General features: G+C 63.1%; 15 protein-coding genes and 1 pseudogene. 8 read left to right on the top strand and 8 right to left on the bottom strand.

Features of this window, described 5'->3' with window-relative positions:
* The first annotated feature begins 251 nt into the window (after positions 1-251).
* On the top strand, positions 252-800 hold the full coding sequence (locus KKP04_RS14045; RefSeq protein ID WP_215032884.1) for a type II toxin-antitoxin system VapC family toxin: 549 nt from the start codon (positions 252-254) through the stop codon (positions 798-800).
* Positions 801-943: 143 nt separating this feature from the next.
* Here the strand turns inward: KKP04_RS14045 and KKP04_RS14040 are convergent, their stop codons facing one another.
* On the bottom strand, positions 944-3,280 hold the full coding sequence (locus KKP04_RS14040; RefSeq protein WP_215032881.1) for a Tex family protein: 2,337 nt from the start codon (positions 3,278-3,280) through the stop codon (positions 944-946).
* Positions 3,281-3,578: 298 nt separating this feature from the next.
* On the opposite strand from KKP04_RS14040, the gene KKP04_RS14035 reads away from it, so the two are divergent.
* From KKP04_RS14035 to KKP04_RS14025, 3 genes are all read left to right on the top strand, one after another.
* The gene (locus KKP04_RS14035) at positions 3,579-4,937 is read left to right on the top strand and encodes a DUF3754 domain-containing protein (RefSeq protein WP_215032878.1); all 1,359 of its coding nucleotides are present in this window, start codon (positions 3,579-3,581) and stop codon (positions 4,935-4,937) included.
* Between the two features lie 98 nt (positions 4,938-5,035).
* Complete coding sequence (locus KKP04_RS14030) at positions 5,036-5,911, top strand: 50S ribosomal protein L11 methyltransferase (protein WP_215032875.1); 876 nt, start codon at positions 5,036-5,038, stop codon at positions 5,909-5,911.
* A gap of 109 nt (positions 5,912-6,020) precedes the next feature.
* Positions 6,021-7,808, top strand: coding sequence for an aminopeptidase P family protein (locus KKP04_RS14025; RefSeq protein WP_215032872.1), 1,788 nt, complete (start codon positions 6,021-6,023; stop codon positions 7,806-7,808).
* On the opposite strand, the gene KKP04_RS14020 is transcribed toward KKP04_RS14025, so the two are convergent.
* On the bottom strand, positions 7,805-8,611 hold the full coding sequence (locus tag KKP04_RS14020; protein WP_215032869.1) for an enoyl-CoA hydratase/isomerase family protein: 807 nt from the start codon (positions 8,609-8,611) through the stop codon (positions 7,805-7,807). The genes KKP04_RS14025 and KKP04_RS14020 overlap by 4 nt on opposite strands.
* Before the next feature lie 3 nt (positions 8,612-8,614).
* Positions 8,615-9,772, bottom strand: coding sequence for an acyl-CoA dehydrogenase family protein (locus tag KKP04_RS14015; RefSeq protein ID WP_215032866.1), 1,158 nt, complete (start codon positions 9,770-9,772; stop codon positions 8,615-8,617).
* Positions 9,773-9,990: 218 nt separating this feature from the next.
* Between KKP04_RS14015 and pyrF the strand changes: the two genes are divergently transcribed.
* Together pyrF and KKP04_RS14005 are read left to right on the top strand one after the other, a co-directional pair.
* Positions 9,991-10,713, top strand: a complete 723-nt coding sequence (gene pyrF / locus KKP04_RS14010) for an orotidine-5'-phosphate decarboxylase (protein WP_215032863.1) — start codon at positions 9,991-9,993, stop codon at positions 10,711-10,713.
* 203 nt (positions 10,714-10,916) lie between these two features.
* Positions 10,917-11,590 (top strand): annotated as a pseudogene (locus KKP04_RS14005) (sulfite exporter TauE/SafE family protein).
* 12 nt (positions 11,591-11,602) lie between these two features.
* Here the strand turns inward: KKP04_RS14005 and KKP04_RS14000 are convergent.
* From KKP04_RS14000 to KKP04_RS13985, 4 genes are all read right to left on the bottom strand, one after another.
* Positions 11,603-12,277, bottom strand: a complete 675-nt coding sequence (locus KKP04_RS14000) for an HAD-IA family hydrolase (RefSeq protein ID WP_215032860.1) — start codon at positions 12,275-12,277, stop codon at positions 11,603-11,605.
* Positions 12,277-13,408, bottom strand: a protein-coding gene (prfB, locus tag KKP04_RS13995) for a peptide chain release factor 2 (protein ID WP_215032857.1) whose coding sequence is annotated in 2 segments (ribosomal slippage) — positions 12,277-13,338 and positions 13,340-13,408 — 1,131 coding nt in all. Because the reading frame shifts where the segments join, the coding sequence is not laid out codon by codon here. Before prfB ends, KKP04_RS14000 begins: the two co-directional genes overlap by 1 nt.
* Before the next feature lie 228 nt (positions 13,409-13,636).
* A complete protein-coding gene (locus tag KKP04_RS13990; protein WP_251134128.1) occupies positions 13,637-16,264 on the bottom strand; it encodes a penicillin-binding protein 1A in 2,628 nt (875 codons plus the stop codon).
* A 298-nt stretch (positions 16,265-16,562) separates the two neighbouring features.
* On the bottom strand, positions 16,563-17,801 hold the full coding sequence (locus KKP04_RS13985) for an N-acetylmuramoyl-L-alanine amidase (RefSeq protein WP_215032851.1): 1,239 nt from the start codon (positions 17,799-17,801) through the stop codon (positions 16,563-16,565).
* A 785-nt stretch (positions 17,802-18,586) separates the two neighbouring features.
* Here KKP04_RS13985 and KKP04_RS13980 point away from each other — a divergent pair.
* On the top strand, positions 18,587-21,694 hold the full coding sequence (locus tag KKP04_RS13980; RefSeq protein ID WP_215032848.1) for an Rne/Rng family ribonuclease: 3,108 nt from the start codon (positions 18,587-18,589) through the stop codon (positions 21,692-21,694).
* Between the two features lie 81 nt (positions 21,695-21,775).
* Here the strand turns inward: KKP04_RS13980 and KKP04_RS13975 are convergent, their stop codons facing one another.
* Positions 21,776-22,108, bottom strand: coding sequence for a hypothetical protein (locus KKP04_RS13975; RefSeq protein WP_215032845.1), 333 nt, complete (start codon positions 22,106-22,108; stop codon positions 21,776-21,778).
* 225 nt (positions 22,109-22,333) lie between these two features.
* On the opposite strand from KKP04_RS13975, the gene KKP04_RS13970 reads away from it, so the two are divergent.
* Positions 22,334-23,002: a hypothetical protein gene (locus KKP04_RS13970; protein WP_215032842.1), complete on the top strand. Its 669-nt coding sequence runs from the start codon at positions 22,334-22,336 to the stop codon at positions 23,000-23,002.
* Positions 23,003-23,004 lie beyond the last annotated feature (2 nt).

Here is a 23,004-nt window from a genome sequence, read left to right as displayed (position 1 = left end):
GAGGAATGTTGGCGGACATCGACTGGCAAGCGCACGCTTGTGAGCCGTCTTTGACGACTGTGCGATGTCAGAGAAAGGCTTTCTCTTTACATCACTCGCGTGAGGGCAGAATGTAACCAAGTAAGAATCGCACGGGCGATCTTTGCTTTTAGACGGCATAAGGACTGCGCTGACTATAGAGGACGCGTTTTGACGTGCAGGGCTGCTGGTTAAGCGGTTCTCAATTTTATGTAGCGCTGAAAAGAGCACAAATGGGAATTGATAATGAAATGGTGGCGCTCGACTCCAATGCTATGACCTATTTGATCGACGGGCTCAATTGCGTGAGCGGTCCTCCATTAGGCCCTGAATCAGAGTCGAAAAGAGCGCTTGTTCAGAGTTTTTTATATCTTCCGGATTGCTCCTGCTTTCATCTAACGCCAACTGTTGAGGTCGAATACAAGCGGATCAAAGATCGATTGAAGCGTGATAATCACGATAGTTGGGCGATGGTACATTTTTTATCAGTGCACCCTATTTTAGATCAAAATCAATTTATAATCAGAGTTCATCAGCTTCAGATGCACCATAGAGGTCATGGTGATTGCAAAGTGCTTGCAGAGTGTGAGATGAGTGGGATAAAGGCGCTAGTTACGAGAGACAGAGAATTCAAGGAACGCCTCGCGCCTCAAGCAGTTGGTGTCCGAGTCTACACGCCGCTAGAATATTGGCGGTCGCTAGGGATCGCCCCTGGTACGCCTCCGCGCCGCATTCCCAAGCATAACAACCCACTAAGTCGAACTGATTGGTGGCACGCTTAGGGCCGCTATTGTCGTTTACTTGGCCTTTTCACCGCAACGGCCAAACGGATCTCCCGCCTCCAGCCCGCGTTTCTCTCTGACAAGCAGCTAGACCGCGCAGCGGAGTGAAGCAGGGCGGATCGCTCCGCCCGCCCCCGGCGCCATCACTTCCGCCCGTTGAGTCCCGCCTTGCGGAACGCGTCCGCGAACGCGCCGCCGCCAGCCTCGGGCCGGGCGCCAGCCTTCGGCGCGGCGCTCATCTTCTTCGGCGTAGGCGCGCGGCTTCCCGCCCCCTGCGGACGCTCGCTCTCCGCGCCAACCGGATCGTCGAGCCGCAGCGTCAGCGAAATGCGCTTCCTCGGCGCATCCACCTCCAGCACCTTCACGCGCACGACATCGCCCGGCTTCACCACGTCGCGCGGGTCTTTCACGAAGGTCTTCGACAGCGCGGAGACATGCGCGAGGCCGTCCTGATGCACGCCGATGTCGATGAACGCGCCGAACGCGGCCACGTTCGTCACCACGCCTTCGAGCACCATGCCGGGCTTCAGGTCGGAGATCTTCTCGACGCCCTCCTGGAAAGTCGCGGTCTTGAAGGCGGGGCGTGGGTCGCGGCCGGGCTTCTCAAGCTCGCGCAGGATGTCGGTCACGGTCGGCAGGCCGAATTTCTCGTCGGCGAACTGCTTCGGCTGGAGGCCGCGCAGCACCGGCGCGTTGCCGATGAGCGTCTTGATGTCCACCTTCGCCGCCGACACGATCTTGCGCACCACGGGATAGGCTTCCGGATGCACGGACGACGCGTCGAGCGGGTCGTCGCCGTTCGGGATGCGCAGGAAGCCCGCCGCCTGCTCGAACGCCTTCGGCCCAAGGCGCGGCACCTCCTGAAGCTCGGCGCGACGCTTGAACGCCCCCTTCTGGTCGCGATAGGCCACGATGTTCTTGGCGAGGGTTTCGCTGATGCCCGACACGCGCGCGAGCAGCGGCACCGACGCCGTGTTGAGGTCCACGCCCACGCCGTTCACGCAATCTTCCACCACCGCGTCGAGCGAGCGCGACAGCTTCGTTTCCGACAAATCGTGCTGATACTGGCCGACGCCGATGGACTTCGGGTCGATCTTCACCAGTTCGGCGAGCGGGTCTTGCAGGCGACGCGCGATGGACACCGCGCCGCGAATCGACACGTCGAGGTCCGGCAGTTCGGCGCTGGCATAGGCGCTGGCGGAGTAGACTGACGCGCCCGCCTCCGACACCATGACCTTCGTCAGCTTCAGCTCCGGCGCGAGCGCCACGAGTTCGCCCGCGAGCTTGTCCGTCTCGCGCGAGGCGGTGCCGTTGCCGATGGCGATGAGGTCGACATTGTGCTGCTTGCACAAGCGGCCGAGGATCGCGAGCGATTCCGTCCACTGCCGCTTCGGCTCATGCGGATAGATCGTGGCCGTCGCGGCAACCTTGCCGGTCGAGTCCACAACCGCAACTTTCACGCCCGTGCGGAACCCCGGATCGAGGCCCATCGTGGCGCGGGTTCCGGCGGGCGCGGCGAGCAGCAGGTCGCGCAGATTGCCCGCGAACACCTTCACCGCCTCCTCTTCCGCTGCCTGCCAGAGCCGCATGCGAAGGTCCACGGAAAGGTGGCCCTGAATGCGCGTGCGCCACGCCCAGCGAACCGTGTCGTTCAGCCATTTGTCGGCGGCGCGGCCCTTGTCGGCGATGTTGAAGCGCCGCGCGATGCGCGCCTCATACAGCGACGGCCCGGAGGGCGCGGCCTGCGCCGGGTCTTCCGGCTCGAAATTCAGGTCGAGGAAGCCTTCCTTCTCGCCGCGGAACATCGCGAGGATGCGATGCGACGGCATCTTGTTGAGCGCCTCCGCCTTGTCGAAATAGTCGGCGAATTTCGCGGCTTCGGGTGAGTCCTTCTTGTCGTCCTTCGCCTTGGCCGCGAGCCGCCCGCGCCCCCACATCTCTTCGCGCAGGCCGCCGATCAGGTCCGCGTCTTCGGCGAAGCGCTCCACGAGGATCGCGCGCGCGCCATCGAGCGCCGCTTGCGCATCGGCCACGCCCTTCTCGGCATCGATGAAGGTCGCCGCAATCGCGTCCGGCAGCTTCGTCGGATCGGTCAGCAGCGCGTCCGCCAGCGGCTCAAGCCCGGCCTCCTTCGCGATCTGCGCCTTGGTGCGCCGCTTCTGCTTGAAGGGCAGATAGATGTCTTCGAGCCGCGCCTTCGAATCCGCCGCCATGATCCGCGCCTCAAGCGCATCGTCGAGCTTGCCCTGTTCGCGGACGCTGTCGAGGATCGCCTTGCGCCGGTCCTCCATTTCGCGCAGATAGCGCAGCCGCTCCTCCAGCGTGCGGAGCTGCCCATCGTCGAGCATGCCGGTCGCTTCCTTGCGGTAGCGCGCGATGAACGGCACCGTGGAGCCGCCGTCGAGGAGATCGACCGCCGCCTGCACCTGCGCGGGGCGCACGCCAAGTTCTTCCGCAATCCGCTGTTCGATGGACTTCATCTGTCTCGCTCTTCCGCTGATGGGGGCCGGCGCGGGAACGGGCCGGCGCGAATCGCCCGATCATACAGAACGCCGCACCCTCGGTTCAAATGATGAAGTCGCAATGGCGGCGATGCGGGTTTCGGCCTCACCCGAAAGGATGTTGCGGCATTGCATCATGAACGCCACCAAACCGGGATCCGCCGGTGCCAAAGCCGGGGCGTGGCGTCCAGCCAATTGATCGAAACCGCGTTTCCGGCGGTGCCTTGCTGGCGAGTTGAAAAAAGGGTAAACGAATGTTGCAACCGGAGGGCAGCGGATGAGCGATCGGCTTGAGACGGACCGCGTAACGCTTGAAAATCCTCCCGTTCAGATCGAGACCGAAACCGGCATCGACACCGTCCCCGGCCAGGCCATTCCATCGGTCGTTGCGGAAAAATTCATAACGGTGGATCGCGGGGAGATCATTGACCGCGCGATCGACAAGCTCTTCGAAACAGGCCAGCGCGTTCTCGCTGGAGAAGTCTTCCAGCATATTTGCGCCCTGCGGCAAGCGGAGGCGGCACGCTCGCTCGACAGGCTCGTGGACCTCTACGATCCGTTCAATCCGGACGACGAAACCGTCAACACTCGCAAGACGGGCGCGGACGCCCGCAAGCAACATCTCGAAAAGCTCAAGAAGAAGATCATAGAAACTGCCACGGCGGCAAATTACTTAGAGATCGATCAGGAAGAGCTGGATAGAATCCTCGGCGCGGAAAATCATCAGGGATTCGCCGCCGAAGTCGATCTGAAAGAGTTCGACTTTAATCTTCTCTTCTATCGGGGAGACATAAAGGTCAAGGCAAAGACAACGTCGTGGAAGACGGCATGGCTTATCGAGCGCGAGATCGAAGTGGAGGCCTATCGGCGGCTGTTCATCGGCCTCAAGCTGAAGCCGGTGGAAACGCGCATCGCCGAAATCGAACGCATCGAGAAGATTTCCCACGAAAAAGCTAAAAAGCGCGTTCGGAAAATCCGGAACCAGAAGATGCTGGAAGGGGTCTCCGAAGAAACGCTGCACCTCAAGATCTTCCGTCGCATCCCGAAATCAGACATCGAAATCCTTTTTCCGAACGCGAAGATAAAATTCAACCTGTTCGACAAGCTGTGGCTCTGGGTCGGCTCCGGCGGGAGCACCCTTTTCGCCATCACCATGGCCGTGCTGAAGTTCCTTGCCGCCGTCGCGATCAGCGTTTTCTTCGTCATTTTCACGATCGCGGGCGCCGTCGGCGCGATCATTCGCAGCTTCACGAGCTTCCTCAACACGCGCACGCGCTACATGGCGAAGCTCGCGCAGAGCCTCTATTTCCACAACATCGCCAGCAATCAAAGCGTGCTCGCCGCGCTGAACGACGATGCCGAGGAAGAGGACATCAAGGAAGCCGTGCTGACCTACGCCCTGCTGCTCCGCCACGGTCATCTCGGAACCGAGTCGACGAAAGCCGAGGCGGAAAAATTCCTCAAGGACGAGTTCGGCGTGGCGTGCGATTTCGACATCGCCGACGGCTGCCGCCATTTGCGAAAGCTTGGCCTGCTCGTCGAGGACGAGACCGGAGCGCCGCGCATCCGGGATCTTGAGGACGCACGCGCGCACCTCGAAGGGCTGTGGCGCGCCGTGCCTACTGCGGCCGCGTAGCTCGTTCCGGCAAGAAGAGGCTTGCGCCGAATGCCGGAGCCGATCAGTCTCGGCGTTGCTCCATTCCATTAAGGCGATCCGCCTCATTCGGGGTTCCCATGCGATTGACCCACAAGACGGTGTTGAACTTTGCGTCCGAGAACGAGGCGGTTGCCGCAAGCGAGATCCTCGGCGAAGTGCCCGACTTCGAGGAAACGCCGGTCGTCGCGCTTGAAAACGCGGATGGGAAGCGCTGGTCGGTCGAAATCTATGATGACGGCGCGCTCTGCGATGTCGCAACGGCGGCGCTGGCGGAGGCGGGCATCGCACCGGCCGCGACCGCCGTGGAGGCCATCCCCGATGCGGACTGGGTGAGCGAGACGCAGCGCGCGCTGCCGCCGGTTCGCGCGGGCCGCTTCATCGTCCACGGTAGCCACGACCGCGCGCGCATAGCCTCGCAATGGGCCATCGAAATCGACGCGGGCCGCGCCTTCGGGACCGCGCATCATGGCACGACGAAGGGCTGTCTGCTGGCGCTGGAGCAGCTTTCGCCTATCGGCGTCGACCGCGTGCTCGACCTCGGCACCGGCTCGGGCGTGCTCGCCATCGGCGCGGCGAAGGCGCTGGCGCATTGCCCGCACATCGTGGCGGTGGATGTCGATCCGATTGCGGTTGAGGTCGCGCGCGAGAACGTGCGCCTCAATGGCGCGGGCGCGGACATCGCGCTGTTCACCGGCGACGGCTCCAAGCCGCGCGACGCCTATGCGCTGGCGCCGTTCGATGTGATCGTCGCGAACATCCTCGCGAAGCCGCTGCTGAAACTCGCGCCGCGCATCCGCGAACTCACCCGTATCGGCGGCACGGTGATCCTCTCCGGCCTGCTCTCCGGGCAGGCGCGCGAAATGGTGGCGCGCTACCGCGCCACGGGCTTCGTGCTCGTGCAACGCCGCGACCTCGAAGGCTGGGCGACACTCACGCTGCGGCGGGTGGGTTAGAACGGGCGGCGTTCAAACTGCGCCATTGTTGCCCGTCTGCGACTTTCGTATAATTCGCGCCCGCGCCATATGCCGAATAGCGCTCGCCCATTCAGCCGAGGTTAGCCCAATGCCGCACACCCACGAAAGCCGCCTCGCCGCGCTGCGCGACGCTCTCGCCGCCGAAAAGCTCGCGGGCTTCATCGTCCCGAAAGCCGACGAGTTCCAGAACGAGGCGGTGCCCGCATGCTGGGATCGCCTCGCGTGGCTGACGGGCTTCACCGGCTCGGCGGGAACGGCGGTGGTGCTCGCCGACAAGGCCGCGCTGATCGTCGACAGCCGCTATACGCTCCAGGCGAAGGCGCAGGTGGACACGGCGCTATTTGCGGTCGAGCTGTTCCCGAAGGCGACGCTGGCGAAATGGCTCGGCGAGCACGCGGGCGAGGGCGCGGCCATCGGCTACGACCCGTCGCTTTTCACGCAGGCGAGCTTCAAGCCGCTGAACGCGGAGGCGGAAAAGGCCGGTTTCGAGCTTCGGGCGATCAAGGCGAACCCCATCGATGCGCTGTGGGAGGACCGGCCCGCGCCGTGTTTCGCGCCCATCGTTTTCCACGACGAGGCGTTCGCGGGCGAGAGCGCGGCCTCGAAGCTTGAGCGCGTGCAAAAGGAGATCGCCGCGCGGAAGGCGACCGGGCTTGTCGTCAGCGCGCCGGATGCGGTGGCGTGGCTGTTCAACGTTCGCGGCGGTGACGTGGCGCATACGCCGGTGGCGCTTGCCCGCGCCTATGTGCCGTTGAAGGGGAAGCCGACGCTGTTCGTTTCGCCGGGCCATGTGACGGATAAGAACCGCGAAGGGCTGGAAGCGCTGGCCGCGCTGCATCCGCTCGGCGATTTGTGGAAGGTGCTTCCGCGCCTTGTGGGAGCGGCCGCGAAAGTGATCGCCGATCCCGCGCATACGACGCTTCGCGTGGCCGATATCCTCAAAGCAGCGGGCGCGAAAATCGTCGAGGCCGACGATCCGGCGATCCGCTTCAAGGCCGCCAAGAACGCAACCGAACTCGAAGGCGCGCACGCGGCGCATCTGCGCGATGGCGTGGCTGTGGCGCGTTTCCTCGCGTGGCTCGATGCGAACGCGCCGTCCGGCACGGTCGACGAACTCGCGGCGTCGGACAGGCTCGAAGCCTTCCGCCGCGATACGGGCAAGCTCGTCGACCTGAGCTTCGACACGATATCCGGCGCGGGGTCGAACGGCGCCATCGTGCATTATCGCGCCACGCCAGAGACGAACAAGCCGCTTCTGCCGGGCACGCTCTATCTGATCGACTCCGGCGGCCAGTATCGCGATGGCACGACCGACATCACGCGCACCGTCGTTATCGGCGAGCCAAGCGCGGACATGCGCCGCCATTTTACGCTCGTGCTGAAAGGCCACATCGACATCGCGGCGGCGCGGTTCCCGGCGAAAACCAACGGCGCGGCGCTGGACAGCTTCGCGCGGCGCGCCCTGTGGGACGCGGGGCTGGACTACGGGCACGGCACGGGCCACGGCGTCGGCAGCTTCCTTTCGGTGCATGAAGGCCCGGCGAGCATTTCGTCGCGCGGAATGGCGCAGCTTGAGCCGGGCATGATCCTCTCGAACGAGCCGGGTTATTATCGCGAAGGGCATTACGGCATTCGGTTGGAAAACCTCATTGCCGTCACGCAGCCGCAGGCTATCGACGGCGGCGAGACGGAGATGCTCGGCTTCGAGACGCTGACGCTCGCGCCGTTCGACCGTCGGCTGATCGATGCGGCGCTACTTTCGCCCGGCGAACGCGATTGGCTCAACGCCTATCACGCACGCGTCCGCGCGGCGCTTGGCTCCCATCTCGATGACGCGAGCCGTGCGTGGCTGGATGCAGCGACGGCGGAAATCTAGCCGCCGCCCTGCTCCGCCCAATTCGGCTTGCGCTTCTCGATGAAGGCTGCGAGACCTTCCGTGCCTTCCGGGCCGCGCGCCGCTTTCGCGAAGACGGCTGCGGCGTGTTCGACCAGCGCGCCCGCATCTTCGAAACGCGCGCGCCGCAACAGCGCCTTGGTTTCCGCCACCGCGCCCGGCGCGCAGGCGAGGATCTGGCGCAGCGTTTCGGCGAGCGCGGCGTCGAGGTCCGCAGCCGTCTCGCAGACACGATGCACGAGCCCGATACGATACGCTTCGTCCGCGCCGAAGCGTGCACCCGTCACCCCCAGTCGCTTCGCTTGCCCATAGCCGAGCCGCTCCACGAGGAACGGCGCAATCTGCGCCGGGATCACGCCGAGCGATGTCTCCGGCAGGCGGAAATCCACGTCGCGCGAGGCGAGCGCGACATCCGCCGTGCAGGCGAGGCCGAAGCCGCCGCCCATGACGCTCCCTTCCAGGACCGCGACCACCGCCAGCGGCGAGCGGGCATAGGCCGCGCAGACATGGCCGAACGCCGCGTTCGAGGTGGCGATGGGGTCCGTCGTGCCGACGGGAGCCATGCGCGCCGCCGCCATGTCGCGCAGATCCGCGCCCGCGCAGAAATGGCCGCCCGCGCCGCGAAGCACGACAATACGCGCGCCGGTCGCCTCCGCATCCGCGAGCGCGGCCAGCAATTCCGCGAGCATCGCCTGCGACATGGCGTTGCGGACCTCCGGCCGGTTGAGGCGGATCGTCAGCACGCCGCCGTTGCGCTCCAGCGCCAATGTGGTTGGATCGGCCATCGTTCAATCCTTCCTCTCGCGCGGCAACGTGCCTTCGAGCTTGCAGATGATGCCGAGCATCACTTCGTCCGCGCCGCCGCCGATGGACACGAGCCGCCCGTCGCGCATCGCGCGGCTCAGTGGATTGTCCCACGTGAAGCCCATGCCGCCCCAATATTGCAGGCAGGAATCCGTCACCTCGCGAATGAGCCGCCCGCATTTCAGCTTCGCCATCGAGGCGAGTTTCGTCACGTCACGGCCCGAGACGTATTCCTCCACCGCGCGCCATGTCAGCGAGCGCAGCGCTTCCACTTCCGTGCGCAATTCCGCGAGCCGGAAATGCACCACCTGATTGTCGAGGATCGACTTTCCGAACGCCTTCCTCTGGCGCGTGTAGTCGATGGTGGCGTCGATGAGTCGGTCGAGCATGGTGAGCGAGTTCGCCGCGCCCCACAGACGCTCTTCCTGGAATTGCAGCATCTGGAACGTGAAGCCCATGCCTTCCGCGCCGATGACGTTCGTTTGCGGCACGCGCACATCGTCGAAGAAAAGCTGCGCGGTGTCCGACGAGAACATGCCCATCTTGCGGATTTTCTGCCGCGTGATGCCCTTTGCGTCCATGGGCACGACGATGAGCGACTTGTTGCGATGCGGCTTGTCGTCCGACGTATTGGCGAGCAGACAGCACCAGTCGGCCTTCATGCCGTTGGTGATCCACATCTTCGAGCCGTTGATGACGTAATCGCCGCCGTCTTTCCGCGCCGTCGTCTTGATCGACGCGACATCCGAACCCGCACCCGGTTCCGACACGCCGATGCAGGACACCATCTCGCCCGCGATACTCGGCGCGAGCCATGCGCGCTTCAACTCCTCGCTGCCGAAGCGGTGCAGCGCGGGCGTCGCCATGTCGGAATGCACGCCGATGGCCATCGGCACGCCGCCGCAGTCGCAGGTGCCGAGCGCTTCCGCGACCGTCGCCGAATAGGAGAAGTCGAGCCCGAGGCCGCCATAGGCTTCGTCGTATTTCGTGCCCAGCACGCCCAGCGCGCCAAGCTTCCGGAAGAGCTCGTGCGAGGGAAATTCCTCCGCGCGCTCCCATTCATCCACGAACGGGTTGATCTCGTTCTTGACGAAGCGCTCCACCTGGTCGCGCAACTGCTCATGCTGCGGCGTCAGAAGCATCGCGGTTTCCCCCTTGTTCTTTCTTAGGGCGCAGGCGCCCTTTTTCTCAGGATGACACGGCTACCGAAAAAAGTGAATTGCACTTGAGGTGAGCATCGCGCGGCGTGTTGGCGGGCCGCTGCTCGTGATTTCCGCTCATCGCTGCCATGTTGGGTCTGAAATCGTTTGGTTCGGGAACGCCTTTCCGGCACGCTGGCGAAAAACGGAGCGAGGATGCGATGGGGTTCGAGACGGAAGCCGAAAAGAAACTGATCGTGGCGCTGGATTTCCCGCATGCGGACGAAGCGGCGGCCTTCTGGCACAGGCTTGCCCTGCCGCATGCCGTGGCGAAAATCGGCCTCGAACTTCTGATGACGGCGGACGGCGTGGCGCTCGTCAAGCGGCTCGCGGATGCGGGCGCGAGCGTGTTCGTCGACGCTAAGTTATATGACATCGCCGCTACCGTGGAGAGGGCGACGGCCCGCGTGGCAGCGCTCGGCGCGTCGTTCCTGACGGTGCATGCGCAGGACGACGCGACCGTGACGGCAGCGGTGCGCGGCGCGGCAGGGACGCCGCTCAAGCTGCTCGGCATCAGCCTGCTTACGAACGCCCGGCCGGAAAGCCTTGCAGGGCAAGGCATCACGCTGTCCGCCAGCGACCTCGTTCTCACGCGCGCGGCCTTCGCCGCCGAGGCGGGGTTTCACGGCGTGGTTTCGTCGGCATGGGAGGCGCGCGCGCTGAAAGACGCCTTCGGCTCGCGGCTTGCGGTCGTCACCCCCGGCATTCGCCCGGCAAGCGCCAGCGTCGCGGGCGACGATCAGGCGCGCACGGCGACCCCGGCCGAGGCTATCGCCGCGGGCGCGGATTACATCGTCGTCGGCCGGCCGATCACGCGCGCCGCCGATCCGAACGCCGCCGCCCGCGCCATCGTGGGGGAGATGGCCGTCTTCTTGCATGGGTAGACAGGGTATTGGCAGTTTTTGGGCTGCCCCCCGGCTCGCCGCGATGCCCAGTTCCGTAAGGTTGCTCTAAAATGCAGAAAACTGAACTGGCGAAAGCCAGCCCGAATGTTTTGGCTGGGTTTGCCAGCGGCGGCGCGATTGGCGCGCTCGGTGGCCTCATCGGCTTGGGCGGAGCTGAGTTTCGGCTTCCGGTCCTGATTGGACTGTTCCGGTTCGCCGCCCTGGAAGCAGTGATCCTCAACAAGGCGATGAGCCTGGTTGTAGTTGCGACGGCGCTGCCCTTTCGAGCCGGAACGGTGCCGTTTGGCGCGCTAGCGGAAAACTGGTCGATTATCGCCAATCTCTCGCCGGCAGCCTTGTCGGCGCTTGGTTCGGCGCGGGCTGGGCCACGCGGCTGAAATCGGAAACGCTTTATAGGGTCATCGCCATCTTGCTCGTGGCCATAGCGCTCGTTCTCGTGGTCGGCCACGATACCACGGCACATCAAGCCCTGCTGACAGGCCCGGCTCAGTTGTTCGTCGGCGTTGTGTCCGGCTTCTTCATCGGAGTCGTCGCTGCACTGCTTGGGGTAGCAGGCGGCGAGCTTCTAATTCCGACGCTCGTTCTACTTTTTGGCGTGGACATCAAGCTCGCGGGCAGTCTCTCGTTGGCCGTAAGCCTTCCGACGATGCTTGTCGGCTTTATCCGTTATAGCCGCGACAACAGCTTTTCCGTATTAGCCCGCTACAGGCCGTTCGTTCTCGTCATGGCGGCGGGCTCCGTTGCTGGAACCTTTATCGGGAGTTGGCTGCTCGGTATCGTGCCGACCGACGTTCTGCTTCCGATTCTCGCTGCGATCCTTATGATCTCGGCCGTGAAGGTTTGGCGCCATGCGTAGCCGGAAAGCGGCTCAAAGCCCCGTCAGAATGCGGGCAACCTCGTCATAATCGCGCGCGATGAACGTCGCGCCCGCCGCGACGAGCGCCGATTCGTGGTCGGGCGGCAGGTGCGACGCGGCCACAAGCCCGATCACGCGCATGCCCGCCGCCACGGCCGCACGGACGCCGCTCGCGCTGTCCTCGATCACGATGGCGTCGCGCGGCTCGACGCCTTCTTCGTGTGCAGCTTTCAGGAAAATATCGGGGAACGGCTTGCCGCGCGCCACGGTCTCGGCGCTGTAGATGCCGCGCGGGAAGCGGTCGGCAAGACCCATCACGCCGAGACACAGGGCGATGCGGCGCGGCGAGCTTGACGACGCGATGCAGCGCGGCATGTCCGCGTGGCGCGCGATGAAATCGGCGACGCCGGGGATGGGGCGCAGCGAGCGCTCGAACAGCGCGAACGTGCGGCGCTCAAGCTCGGGCAGGAAGTCCGGCAACGGGCGGCCCGCCAGCGCTTCCATGGTGGCGACCTCGTCGGACGCGCGCTTGCCGACGAACAGCTTCGCAGCTTCTTGCCAAATCATGGGCGCGCCAAGATCGCCCGCATAGGCGGCGAGCGCCTCGCAGGCCAGCACTTCGCTGTCGGCGATGACGCCGTCGAAGTCGAAGATGATGAGGCGTGGCGGCGTGGTGTTCTCCGCCACTAATCCAGATCCTCGATCTTGGCGGGGCCGCCGCCATGGACGCGCTGCGCCAGCGCCGCCTCGATGAAGGCGGTGATGTCTCCGTCCAGCACGGCCGCCGGGTTCGTGTTCACGATGCCCGTGCGCAGATCTTTCACCATCTGATAGGGCTGGAGCACGTAAGAGCGAATCTGATGCCCCCAGCCGATCTCTGTTTTCGAAGCGGCGGCGGCATGCGCGGCATCCTCGCGCTTCTTCAGTTCCATCTCGTAGAGGCGCGCTTTCAGCATGTTCCACGCGGTGGCGCGGTTCTTGTGCTGCGAGCGCTCCATCTGGCATTGCACCACGATGCCGGTCGGCACGTGCGTGATGCGCACCGCCGAGTCGGTGGTGTTGACGTGCTGGCCGCCTGCGCCGCTCGCGCGGTACGTGTCGATGCGGCAGTCGCTTTCGGCCACCGCGATATCGATGGTCTCGTCCACGACCGGATAAACCCAGACGGACGCGAAGCTCGTGTGGCGGCGCGCGTTGGAATCGTAGGGGGAGATGCGAACGAGACGATGCACGCCGGACTCGGTCTTGAGCCAGCCGAAGGCGTTGGAGCCTTTCACCTGGATCGTGGCCGACTTGAGCCCAGCTTCTTCGCCCGCCGCGCTTTCGATAAGTTCGACCTTGTAGCCCTGTTCCTCGGCCCAGCGCATGTACATGCGCAGCAGCATTTCGGTCCAGTCCTGGCTCTCGGTGCCGCCCGCGCCCGCGTGAACTTCGAGGAAGGTGTCGTTGCCGTCGGCTTCGCCCGAAAGCAGCGCTTCGACTTCGCGCTTCTGCACTTCGGTTTGCAGCGCGGCGAGCGAGGCCTCGGCCTCGTTCACAACCTCATCGTCGCCTTCTTCCTCGCCAAGTTCGATGAGGCCGACGGCGTCGTCAAGGCGCGCGGCGAGCTGCGAATAGGCGGTGAGCGCCGTGTCGAGGTGTTGCCGCTCGCGGAGCAGCTTTTGCGCCCGCTGCGGATTGTCCCACAGCGTCGGGTCTTCGACGATCTCGTTCAGGCTCGCGAGGCGGGCTTTCGCTTTATCCCAGTCAAAGATACCTCCGCAGGAGCGAGAGGGACTGCTTGATTTCGTCGACGATGGCTTGAGTTTCGGGGCGCATGAAAAGGTTCCGTCTGTGAGGCTGAAGCCGGAGCGAAAGACTGGCATCCGGGTCCGTTATTACAAAACTGTGAAGATTGAGCCGGCATGGCGTCAGTACGCTGCGCGCGCTTGCCGGGCGTTGGGGCTGGTTTCGACAATTACACCGGGCTGCGCTGAGTTCCAGTCTTAATGTCTAGCCTGTCTGCATCCGGTGTCCCGCCCCGGACGCAGATGGGATGACAAAAAGCTAGTACAAGCCTCCGGGGCTAGGCGCGGTCCGCCCGTAAGGCGGCGGATAGCCGCCCACTGTGCCCTGCTGGTTCGGAGGCGTTGGCTGCGGCTGGCCCCATCCGCCGGATGAGGGCTGAGGCGGCTGCCTCCAGCCTCCGTTGTTGTCGCCAGGGTATCCGCCCTGCTGGCTGTAATCCTGTTGCTGATCGCCGGCCACCGGGTAGGAGGCCGAAGCAGTCGCATAGCCTTCCGGCGGCTCGGTGCCCGGCTTGAAGTATTCGGTAATGGCGTCGGGATCGGCCGGGTCGGTGCGCTGGCCGGTGCGCTTGTTGACGCGGACCTGCCGGATGTCTGCCGGCGTGCGGAACGGAACCGCGGGCTTGTCCTTAAGTGCCATCTTGAAGAAGTCCGCGAAGATAGGCGCTGCCAGTTCGCCGCCCGTTTCACCGTGGCCCATCGGCTGCGGGGAATCGTAGCCGATGAAGACGCCCATGGCGATGTCGGGCGAAAAACCGATGAACCACGCATCCTTTTCGTCGTTCGTCGTGCCGGTCTTGCCGCCGAGAGGCTTCTGCACCCGCTTCCAGACCATGGAGCCCGTGCCACGCACAACGACGCCTTCAAGCATCGACGTGACCTGATAGGCCGTTATCGGGTCGATGATCTGCGCGCGTTCGTCGGTAAGCTGGGGCTCGGCCTGACCTCGCCACGCTTCGGCATTGCAGCTTTCGCAGGGGCGGTTATCGTGCCGCCAGATCGTCTGGCCCATGCGGTTCTGGATGCGGTCGATGAAGGTGTAATTGATCTTCTTGCCACCGTTCGCAAACATGCAATAGGCGGTCGTCAGCCGTATGAGCGACGTCTCGCCCGCGCCGAGCGCCATGGAGAGCAGCGGCGGGAGATCTTCATAAACCCCGAAGCGGCGCGCATATTCGCTCACGATCGGCATGCCGAGATCCTGCGCGAGGCGCACCGTCATAAGATTTCGAGACTTCTCGATGCCAATACGAAGCGGCTGGAGGCCGTGCACCTGCTTGTCGTAATTCGAGGGCTTCCATTCGCCCTGTCCGTTGCCCTGATCGATCGAAAAGGCCGCGTCGTTCACCACGGACGCGGGCGTATAGCCGTTGTCGAGTGCGGCGGCGTAGACGATCGGCTTGAACGACGAACCCGGCTGCCGTCGCGCTTGCAGTGCGCGGTTGAACTGGCTTTCGGCGAAGCTGAAGCCGCCAATAAGCGCAAGAACGCGGCCGGTATGCGGGTCCATGACGACGGTCGCGCCGCCGACCTGCGGCACCTGCATCAGCGACCAGGCTGGCAGCAGCGTCTTGCCTGCCGCGAGCTTGGGATTGCGCTCGCGTTCCTTCATGAGGTCGATTTCGTTCGGCGGGGAAACGTAGACTACATCGCCGAGACTGAGAATGTCGCTGACGCCGATGGGCCCTTTCGTTTTGACCTTGAGCTTGTCCAGGGCCCATTTCACGCCATCCTTGCCGAGTTCGACAGTCTCGCGCTCGGCTTCGAGCGCATTGTTCGGCATGCGGCCCGGCTGCAAGCCGATAACCGCCTTGTCCTTCGCGGTTTGCAGGACGACGCCGAGCCGCCATGGTTCCACGTCCGACAGCGCGGGCACCTCGGCAAGCTTGACGCCCCAGTCGCCGGCCAGGGCGAGATCGATCTTCGTGATGGGCCCGCGCCAGCCGCGCTTGCGGTCGAAGCTTACGAGCCCGGCGCGCAGCGCGGAGCGCGCCATCATCTGGAGGCTGGGATCGAGCGTGGAGCGCACGGAGTATCCACCCGCATAAACGCTCGAATTGTCGTCGTTGTCTTCGAGGCCGTACATGTCGGCGAGCGTGCGGCGAACTTCTTCGGCGAAGTATTCCGCGGCGAAGGTCGACGGGCCAACGGTGCGGGCCACCATTTCGAGCGGCTGCTTCTTCGCCTCTTCAGCGTCTTCCTGCTTAATGAAGCCGAAACGCACCATGTTGTTGAGGATGTCGTTGCGCCGCAAGAGGGCATCCTTGAAGGCTTTGCTGCCGGGTCTCGCGGTGGTGAGCTGAAGCTTCGTCGGCTCTTTCGGCAGCGCGGCGAGATAGGCGACCTCGTGCAGTTGCAGGTCGTTCAGTTCCTTGCCGAAGTACCGGAGGGCAGCCGCCGCGACGCCGTAGGTGCCGCCGCCGAGATAGATCTGGTTCAGGTAAAGATCGAGGATGCGTTCTTTTGTGTACGCGCGCTCGATGCGGATGGCGAGGATCGCCTCCTTGGCCTTGCGGAGATAGGAACGCTCGCTTGTCAGCAGGAAATTCTTGGCCACCTGCTGGGTGATGGTGGACGCGCCTTCCTTCCTGTTTTTCGTCAGGTTATTGTAGACGGCGCGCAGGATGCCGCGAAAATCGAGGCCGCCATGTTCCCAGAAACTCTGGTCTTCGGCGGCGAGGAATGCATTGATGAGCGGCTTCGGCATGACCTGAACGGGCACGTAGATTCGTCGCTCCTTCGCGAACTCCGCGATCAGGCGCCCGTCGCCGGCATGCACGCGCGTAATAATGGGCGGCTTGTAATTAGCGAGCTTGTCGTAGTCCGGAAGGTCTTGCGTAATCGTCCAGAGAAAATAAGCAGCTCCCGCCGACGCAGCGATAAACATGAAAACGCCTGCCGTGAACGCAAACCCGAGAAAGCTCAGGAAGAGACTCCTGTGGCGCTTTTTCTTCGCGGGGGGCGGAAGGACAGGCGACTTGCTTTGCATCGGTTCCACGCTTGATTATTCGGCCGTTTCCACGATCAGACCAAACAAAGCGACCGGAGGGATTCAGGCGCCGCCATCACGAGCATAACGGCTTGCCCAAATTGTGACAGCATATATGCCTCATCTCATACCGCTAACCACAACTTCGTATTCTGCACAATCGCAGGTTAACGCGAGCACGACCGCAGCCGCGGTTTTACAGCGGAATGTGTGCCTGCCGTTCCGCCATGAATGCGTTAACCGCCTCCCCCAAAGCCGATGCGATCGCTTCCCGCCACTCCTCCGAGATGAGGAGCTTTTCATCGTCTTCGTTGCTGAGGTAGCCGAGTTCGATCAGGACGGCGGGCACGCCATGCGCTTTCAGCACGCGGAAATTCGCCGAGCGCTGCGGCCTGATGTTGAACTTCATCTTGCCCTTCATGTGGTCGATGAGGTAATGCGCGAGAGAGGCAGACCGGTTCCTTTTGATCCGGTTTTCGAGATCGTTGAGGATCGAGGCTATTTCCTCGGAGACGACCGGCGTTGTCTGCTCGTTCTCGACACCGGCTTGCACGTCGACCTTGTTTTCGTTCTGTGCGATAACATTCGCCTGCTCGTCGGAGGCTTCTTCCGACAGTGTGTAGATCGTGCCCCCGCGAACTTCCTTCAACGCTTTCACGCCAAGGCGCTTCGGGTCGAGGGCGTCTGCGTGGATCGAGATGAGAAGATCCGCCTGCGCCTTGACCGCAATAGCCGCCCGGTCGTCGAGGGAAACGAAGACGTCCGACGTTCGCGTCAGGAGGATGCGGTAGCGCGTCGTCGCTTCGAGCTTCGTGGCGAGCTTCCGGCAGAAGTCGAAGACAATGTCCTTTTCAAGTGTATTCGTAACCCGGCCGACAGCGCCCGCGTCGATGCCGCCGTGTCCGGGATCGATGACGATGAGCGGCCGCCTGTCCCCCGCGTCCGGCTTCGCGGCGGCGCTTTGCTGCTCGTCGGGCTTCGGCGTCGGCGGCGGGGTTTTGGCGGAGGCGAAGAAGGTCTTGTGTGTCGTGCGAGCGAGGTCGATCACAAGCCGGGCTGGTAGATCGTTCTCCGGCGGCAGCAACTCCGCTTTCTCAATGAGCGCGGGCGCGGCGAGGTCGATCACGATCCGCGACTTGCCCGGCGCCAGCAGGCCCGAGCGCGATGAAAGGATCAGCCCGCGCCCCTTTGCGCCCGGCACCTGGATGTCCGTCTCGGGCATGTCGATCACGATCCGGTAGGGATTGGCCATGGAGAAGGCGCGAAACTCGACCGCTTTCGAGACGAAGGCGACGAAGCGGGTGCGTTGGCTGTCGCCACCGATCTGCGCGCTTACCACGATGTCCTCGGCGCGGGCGCTCCCCATGAAAAAGGCGAGGACGAGGATGGTGCAGCACGCCGCGAAAGCCACTGATGGTCTCAGGCCGGTTTTCATGTTCGATGCCCCTGGTGCAGGAATTTTACGTTTGATTCACGCCCGCTGGTGGCACCATCGAATGTGAATTCGAAGCTGCACTAGATCGATTGGTTGCTAGTGTGCTCTCGGAGGCGCATACGTTTGCCTGAGATCGTGCAGAAAAGTGGACCAAAGTATGCGCCCAGGGCACCTGCGCCTCGTCCTACAGTATGGGCTTGTTCGCGTCCACCCCGGCACCGCCGGGACGCTTCGGCGTCCGCAATTTCACCATTTCGTCGACCGTCGCTTATGTCTTGCTTGCGGCGGGGTCAAACACAACGTATTAGAGATATGTCAATCCTGATCGATTAGGCTGGCTTCCGCTTTGCTAATCCGCCTAACAGGATCAGGGGGTGAATTTGGCAATCGCCCACGGGCATCGATCCACATGGATCGGGCAGCACCGCGAGTGTCGAAGGCAAAGCAGCCGGGATGTCGTATCCCTGAACAATAAGTAGCCACGGAATCGTGGTCTCGCCGCATCGTTTCGAGGAAGAAACGAGCCCGTCGGCGAACCGAGACTCAAACAACAATGTCAACTTCGCGCTCCGACTTGCTTGAAATGAAAGGTGCCGTGTCCGGCATCGAAAGCCTGTCGACCCTCTTTCTCCAAAATGGAAAAGACGGCGCTCCCAGCCCTGCGCTGGTTCGAAGCGGCGAGAGCGCGATCAACAAACAGTGCGTCCGTCCGACCGGTCCGCTCGATCATGTCGCCATGATCGCGAGGCCACGCTTTGGCGCGGGCGCGCCAGGAAGCATTTGCGATGGCAAACAAGATGTTAATCGATGCCACCCACCCGGAAGAGACACGGGTGGTGGTGACGCGCGGAAATCGCGTCGAGGAATTTGACTACGAGTCGGCGTCGCGGAAGCAGCTTCGAGGCAACATCTATCTGGCCAAGGTTGCCCGTATCGAGCCCTCGCTCCAAGCGGCGTTCGTGAACTACGGCGGCAATCGCCACGGCTTCCTCGCCTTCGCGGAAATTCATCCGGATTATTACCAGATCCCGGTCGCTGTTCGCGAACAGTTGATGAAGGAAGAGGCGGCGGACCGCCAAGGCCGTTACCGCGACGCCCGCGAAAGCCGTTCGGATCGCCCCGACAGGACGCCGGAGGCCGAAGGCGCCGCGGCGGCTTTCTCCGAGACGGGCAATGGCGATGGCGAGCCCGAGGCCACGGCGGCGGCTGTCGAAGCTTCGAATGAAGAGGTTCGCTCTGAATTCGCGGCGGCGGTCGACACGGAACAGGCCGAGGCAGGCGAAGGCGCGCCCGCGCCCGAAGAAAACAGGGACAGCGAATCCGGCAGTGGCGGCGCCATCGCGCTGGAAGCCGCGCTTCCGCCCACGCTGTATGAAGAGTTCACCGCTGCTATCGCGCGCGGCGAGGAAGCCCGCGACGAAATACCGAGCCATCCCGACGACGTGGAAGGCGGCGCCGTTTTCGAAGATGACGAGGCTGACGACGACGACGACGAGACCGAGGAAGACGACGAAGAAGACGAGCGTGGGGACGAAGCGGAAGACGAAGGCGACGAACAGCCGGAGGCGAAGCATCGCTCACGCGGTAACGATGCCGGAGACGGCGACAGCGGCTCGTCTCTGGACGATGGCGGCATCATTTCCGTGCCGGAAAGCGCCACGCCCGCGCCGGTGGAGGTCGTCGGCTCCGAGGATGCTCTCGAAGAGCTGCCGCAGCGTCACAAGCGCCGCTGGCGTCACTACAAGATTCAGGAAGTCATCAAGCGCAACCAGATCGTCCTGATCCAGGTTGTGAAGGAAGAGCGCGGCTCTAAGGGCGCGGCGCTGACCACCTACCTCTCGCTCGCGGGCCGCTACACCGTGCTGATGCCGAACACGGCCAGCGGCGGTGGCATTTCGCGCAAGATCACCGTTCCGGCCGACCGCAAACGCCTCAAGGAAATCGCGCAGGAACTCGAAGTGCCGGAAGGCATGGGCCTCATCATCCGCACGGCGGGCGCGTCGCGCACCAAGGCGGAAATCAAGCGCGACTTCGAATATCTGCTGCGCCTGTGGGAGAACGTCCGCGATCTGACGCTCAAAAGCACCGCTCCGTGCCTCGTCTACGAGGAAGGCGACCTCATCAAGCGCTCGATCCGCGACCTCTACAACAAGGACATCGACGAAATTCTTGTCGCGGGCGACGAAGCGCATCACGAGGCGAAAGAATTCATGCGCATGCTCATGCCGAGCCATGCGAAGAACGTGCTGCTCTACAAGGAGCCCGAGCCGATCTTCACGAAATATGAGGTCGAGCGTCAGTTGAACCAGATGTTCAGCCCTGTGGTCACGCTGAAATCCGGCGGCTACATCGTGCTGAACCAGACAGAAGCGCTTGTCGCCATCGACGTGAACTCCGGCCGCTCGACGCGCGAATACTCCATCGAAGACACGGCGCTGAAGACGAATATGGAAGCCGCCGAGGAAGTGGCGCGGCAGGTGCGTCTGCGCGACCTCGCGGGCCTCATCGTCATCGACTTCATCGACATGGACGAGCGGCGCAACAACCGCTCCGTCGAACGCAAGCTGAAGGAAAGCCTGCGCCACGACCGCGCCCGCATCCAGGTCGGCCATATCAGCCATTTCGGCCTTCTGGAAATGTCGCGCCAGCGGCTGCGTCAGGGCGTCGTCGAAGTTTCGACGGTGCCTTGCCCGGTGTGCCAGGGCGTCGGCCATATCCGGTCGACCGAGTCGGTCGCGCTGATGATCCTGCGATCGATCGAGGATCATCTGCGAACGCAAGGCCCGGCCAACATCACCCTGACCGCGTCGACGGAAGCCGCGCTCTATATCCTCAACAACAAGCGTTCCTATCTCCGCGACATCGAACTCCGCTACGGCGTGACGATCGTCCTCCAGCCGGACGACAAGGCGCACGGCGCGCATTTCGTGCTTGAACGGGGCGCCGAAGCCGTGCCGCCGGTCGTGGGCGATGCGCGCGTCATCAACATGGAGACCGCCCCTCTGGCGCAGTCGGACGAGGAAGAGGAAGTCGCGCCTGCGTCGACCTCTCCCGCTTCTGCCGAAGGGGAAGAGAAGCGTTCATCGCGCCGCAAGCGCCGTCGCCGCCGTCGCCCGGGCGAGTCAGCCTCGGAAGCGCCGCTCCCGAATGGCCATGCAGCCTCAATGGCGGAAGGCTCGGACGATGACGACGAAGAAGACGATACGGACGGGGCCGACGAAAGCGCGGTGACAGAGGCCGGGGCGCAAACGGTTGGCGCGGGACGTGAGGAGAGCACCGAGGGACAACAAGAGGGCCAGTTCCGTCGCAACCGGCGGAGGGGCCGTCGCGGCGGCAGGCGCCACCGCGAGGACTTCGCGGGACAGCCCGGCGAGATCCCCGGACTTGGCGAGCAGCCTCAGATCGACTTCGAGCACGGTCTGCCGGCGGTGTTGCAGGCGCCAGCGGCCAAGCCGGTGTCATCAGACGCGCCCGCCGATGCTTTGCCGGAGCCGGAGCAAGTCGCCGTGGCCGCGACAGTCGAAACCACGGCAACGGTCGAAGCCGAGCCTCAGCCGCTTCAAACCGCCTCCGGTGATAACGGCGCGACTGCCGACGAAGCCCCGACCGTTCCGGTCGAGCCCGAGCCGGTCGCCGAAACTGCGAGCGCGCAGCCTGCCGTCGAGGCAGAAGCGAAGCCCGAGGCACAACAGGCCGAAGCCGGCGCACCTCAAGCGCCAGCAGCCGACGAGGCGGAACCCGCCGAGGCGAAGCCGGACGAAACTCCGGCTGAGGAGCAGGCGAAGCCCGAGGCCGAGATCGCGATTCTTCCGCCGCCAGCGCCGGAACCCAAGCCCAAGCCGGTGCGTACCGGTCCGCCGAAAAAGGGCTGGTGGCAGCGCAGCGCCAACTGATCTTGAGCACAACGAAATGGCCGGGATTGCTCCCGGCCACCTCGGACCTTGCGCGCGGCGAGCGGCGGTCTGCGGCGCGTCTCAATAGTGATTGCGCCGATAGCGGTCGCGGCGAAGCTCCGCGCGGCTGCGCCAAAGCTTCTTCCGCTGTTCGTGAATCTGCGCCTGCTCCTGCCGCTTCTTGATGCCGAAGTAGCGCGCCGCGCGATAGTTGCCGTCGCGAGCGGCCTGAGCCTGCCGTGCGGCGTAATAGGCGGCCTCCTGCTTGTTCTTCTGAATCTGCTGGCGATGATGCGCGATGTGCGCCCGGTCGCGAGCGATCTGCGCGCCATACGGCTCGGCGGATGCGGTCTGCGCCGAGGTGATCGGCAGGGCGATGAGCGAAAGAGCGAAAAGCGCGATGCGGGTCTTCATGTTGGCCTCCAGAGGGTTTGCTTGACCTCATGAAGGAACCTTAGGCGGTGCTGACTGAACGGACACGGAACCGCGCGTTCAGACTGCGTTCAGGCTGTGTGCATCGTTTTGCCTATGCGACCAGTGCTGCTCGGTTGCTTGGGGATGGCGAGATGCTGGAGGTATGCAACTAAAAGTAGAGGAATACTGCGAATCGCGATAGCAGGATGCCCATGGAGGCTGGCCATGGGGTTTAGTTCTACAAAAGAAGATATAGAAGAGCGCCTAGAAGGCAACATCCGCAGGGATTGGGATTGCCTGAGGGAGCGTTTTGTCGGGAGCCTGAAAGATGGAATTCTTACCGAAGCTAAAATGCAGCAAGAACTTAGCCATTTTGAGAAAAGAGTTATTGAGCCGCTAGAAGCCATCAGGAGGCAGTCGGGTGAATGCGGATTAGATCTTGGCAACGAACTTCGTAAGATACAGATGCATATCAATAGTGCTTCTAACGAAATAAAATGTCTAGTAAAAGAAAGTGAACCCCAGCCTGGGGAGCAGATATATTCTATTGATATTTCGTTAAATGAAATCATACAGAGGTTCATTGATCAGCATATCCGACTAATTCGTATAGTAGAAATATTTTCCAGCGCGACAAATGCAAGAGACAGGCCACTAGTCAATAAAATAAAGTGCTCTTGCGAGCGCGACATCTCTGCCATCAAACGATTTAATAAGATCCTCAGTTGCCGAGAGAAGAGCATTGCGGACTTATACCAAAAGCTCCAGTCTCTTCAGACCGAATTGGATTTCACTAGAAAGCCAGGATCTGCCGAACTAAACCCTTCAGGATACGACGATTGGCCAGACTACACGCAAAAGATGCAAATTCGCCCGATAAAACACAAAAGATAAAC

Origin of the sequence: Rhodomicrobium sp. Az07, from assembly GCF_018619475.1 — a bacterium.
Lineage (GTDB): Bacteria > Pseudomonadota > Alphaproteobacteria > Rhizobiales > Rhodomicrobiaceae > Rhodomicrobium.
Note: the sequence above shows the minus strand (reverse complement) of the source record. Positions and strands in the feature narration are given on the sequence as shown.